This window comes from Endothiovibrio diazotrophicus, assembly GCF_054657215.1.
Map to the genome: position 1 here is coordinate 1 of NZ_BAAHXB010000233.1, position 2,445 is coordinate 2,445.

Below are 2,445 nucleotides of genomic sequence, written 5' to 3' on the forward strand. Positions count from 1 at the left end.
GCTGCTCTGGAGGTGCGCTGTCTGCCGTTATTGTTACACATACATTCTTGTCGTTGATTGCGATTGGGGTTGTTTTTGCTTTTATATCGATGGCAATGCCGCTTCTAGCGTTTGCGGCTGGGGCTGTGTTGGGGTATTTCTTTAACTTTATCAGAGAGTCGATGACGTCAGGCCCTTTCTGTAGAAGGTCATAGGGTTGGGGGTGTGGAAGTGTGTCCTTGTTTTATTATATTTGTTCTTGGTGGTTTGTTGGTTATTTATGGGGGGCGTAGTCTGCTTCTTTTTGGTTCCAGTAAAGCATGGTGCAAGGCCGCAATCCAGGTGGTTGATGCCTCGGTAAAGGAAGTTGATGAGATCCAGCTTTATGGTGGGTATTCAATATATTGCCCAAGAATCACGTATGAGTATGAAGTTGGTGGGATTAGTTATGTCTCTTCTGTGGTTTCCTTGGACAAGAAGGGGGTGTGCTTTGATGAAGAAAAAAAGGCCATAGATTTTATGGCTGAGGTGGTTGGCAGGGGGGTCGTGTTCTTTAATAAAAGGTGTCCGGGTCAATGTGCGCTTGTTACTGGTTTTTCGTATGTTAGAATGTCCCATTATTTTTCGATTGTGATTGGGGGGGTTGGTATTATATTGCTTGGACTCCTGGTTGCTGAAATTATGTAGTCGGGATTGAAATAATTAACTCGAACAGGTAAGCAAGTAGCCTGGATGGAGCGTAGCGGAATCCGGGGATTTCCGAAGGCTGCCCCACACGTCCCGGATTTCGCTGCGCTCCATCCAGGCTACTTGCTATTTCAGGTGACAATATTGGTTTCGACTCGCGCCAAACGGCACTTGCAGCAAGTAGCCTGGATGGAGCATAGCGGAATCCGGGGATTCCCGAAGGCTGCCCCGCACGTCCCGGATTCCGCTGCGCTCCATCCAGGCTACTTGCTGTGCCATTTTTTCGAAGCGCGCGGTACATGCGTTTTGCGCTTTCCTCCAGTGCGGACCCGGAACAATACTTCTTCAGATACTCTGAGTATGCATGTTTAAAGATGCCAATTGAGGTTGTAAAATAGTATCCACCAAAGCTCAGCTTTCGAGAAGTTAGTGCCGTTAATGATTCATCGCCATTCAACGTATCCAATAGCTTTCCATAAAATGCATTAAATGTAGACAGTAGCTCATCAGGATAAACGCTATCGGTCGGGCCAATAAAACCCCAACATGGTGAGCGATCAGTAGGGAGAACAATATTGCCGAGATAACCGCCGTAGCATGAGGCCATTACGATTAGTAGGTTACACCTTGTTGCTACGTTTATAGCAGTTAAGAAAGGTTTAAGCTCTGACCAGCTTAGATATTGGTCATCTCCAAGAATAAGCCCTGTCTTGTTATCGGAGCCATGGCATTCAATATGAGGGATAGGGTATTCGCCTTGTGACGCTTCACTTCGTATCCGTTCAAGGCATGCAATGAATTCAGTCTTCGTCTTAGCTATCACTAGTTCAGTGTTTAAATTTCTTTGATGGATTTCATTGACAGAATCTATATCCTCCAACAGTAATTTTCCAGTGCGTCGATCACCATCTGGTAATGATTCAACTACGAATATTTTAGAAAAGTAGGATATCTATTTCATCTTGTGTTTTAACGCTTGCCATCACCCGAACGGTAAGACTTTAGCCCTTTGAAAAAACCGCTGGCGTCAGAAGCGCCAAGCGGGTAGCCTTCTCGTCCATGGAAGGACGAGACCACGAAATCGTATTGCGCTACCGGGGCCGCGACCTGCGCGAGGTCGATCTGCGGGAGATCCGCGAGGCCATTGCCACCGACTATGCCCGGGGGCGCAGCCACATCGCCCGGCGGCTTTGCGAGCGCTGGGACTGGCGCCAAGCGAACGGCAAGCTCAAGGAGTACGCCGCCCGCGATCTGCTGTTGCGTCTGGAGGAGGCCGGCCATGTCCAGTTGCCTCCCCGCCTGCGACCGAAGAACAATCTCAAGCCCCAGGACTTCTCCCAATCCCCCTTGTTCGTCCGGCAGGAGCTGAGCGGGCGGATCGGCGACTATCCCGAACCGCGGATTCGCCTCGCCGAGGGCGCCGAGCGTTATCTGTGGGACTATCTGGTCCATCATCACCACTACCTCGGTCGCCCCAAGCTGGTCGGCGAGCACCTCAAGCAACTGGTCTGGCTCGACGACCAGGTGGTGGCCTGCCTGGGCTGGGCCAGCGCGGCGTGGAAGGTCGAGTGCCGCGACTGCTGGGTGGGCTGGTCGGCGCAGCAGCGACGCCGGCGGCTCTCGGCGGTGGCGAACAATGTACGCTTCCTGGTGTTGCCGTGGGTGCGCGTCGAGCACTTGGCCTCCAAGGTGCTGGCGCTGTCGTTGCGGGGTCTGGCCGAGGCCTGGCAGGCGCGCTTCGGCCATGAGGTCGTGCTGGCCGAGACCTTCGTCGATCCC

Annotated in this window: 4 protein-coding genes; 3 read left to right on the forward strand and 1 reads right to left on the reverse strand. The window is 52.2% G+C overall.

Annotated elements, in window-relative coordinates:
* On the forward strand, window positions 1-194 hold a 194-nt coding region (locus ACYQ2W_RS25980; protein WP_459873933.1), incomplete at its 5' end, for a hypothetical protein.
* A gap of 10 nt (window positions 195-204) precedes the next feature.
* Window positions 205-666, forward strand: a complete 462-nt coding sequence (locus tag ACYQ2W_RS25985; protein WP_459873935.1) for a hypothetical protein — start codon at window positions 205-207, stop codon at window positions 664-666.
* Here ACYQ2W_RS25985 and ACYQ2W_RS25990 read toward each other — a convergent pair.
* Entirely contained in the window at window positions 659-1,546 is an 888-nt protein-coding gene (locus tag ACYQ2W_RS25990) for a hypothetical protein (protein ID WP_459873937.1), read from the reverse strand. The two genes, ACYQ2W_RS25985 and ACYQ2W_RS25990, sit on opposite strands and share 8 nt — an antisense overlap.
* 179 nt (window positions 1,547-1,725) lie before the next feature.
* Here ACYQ2W_RS25990 and ACYQ2W_RS25995 point away from each other — a divergent pair.
* On the forward strand, window positions 1,726-2,445 hold a 720-nt coding region (locus ACYQ2W_RS25995; protein ID WP_459873939.1), incomplete at its 3' end, for a Druantia anti-phage system protein DruA.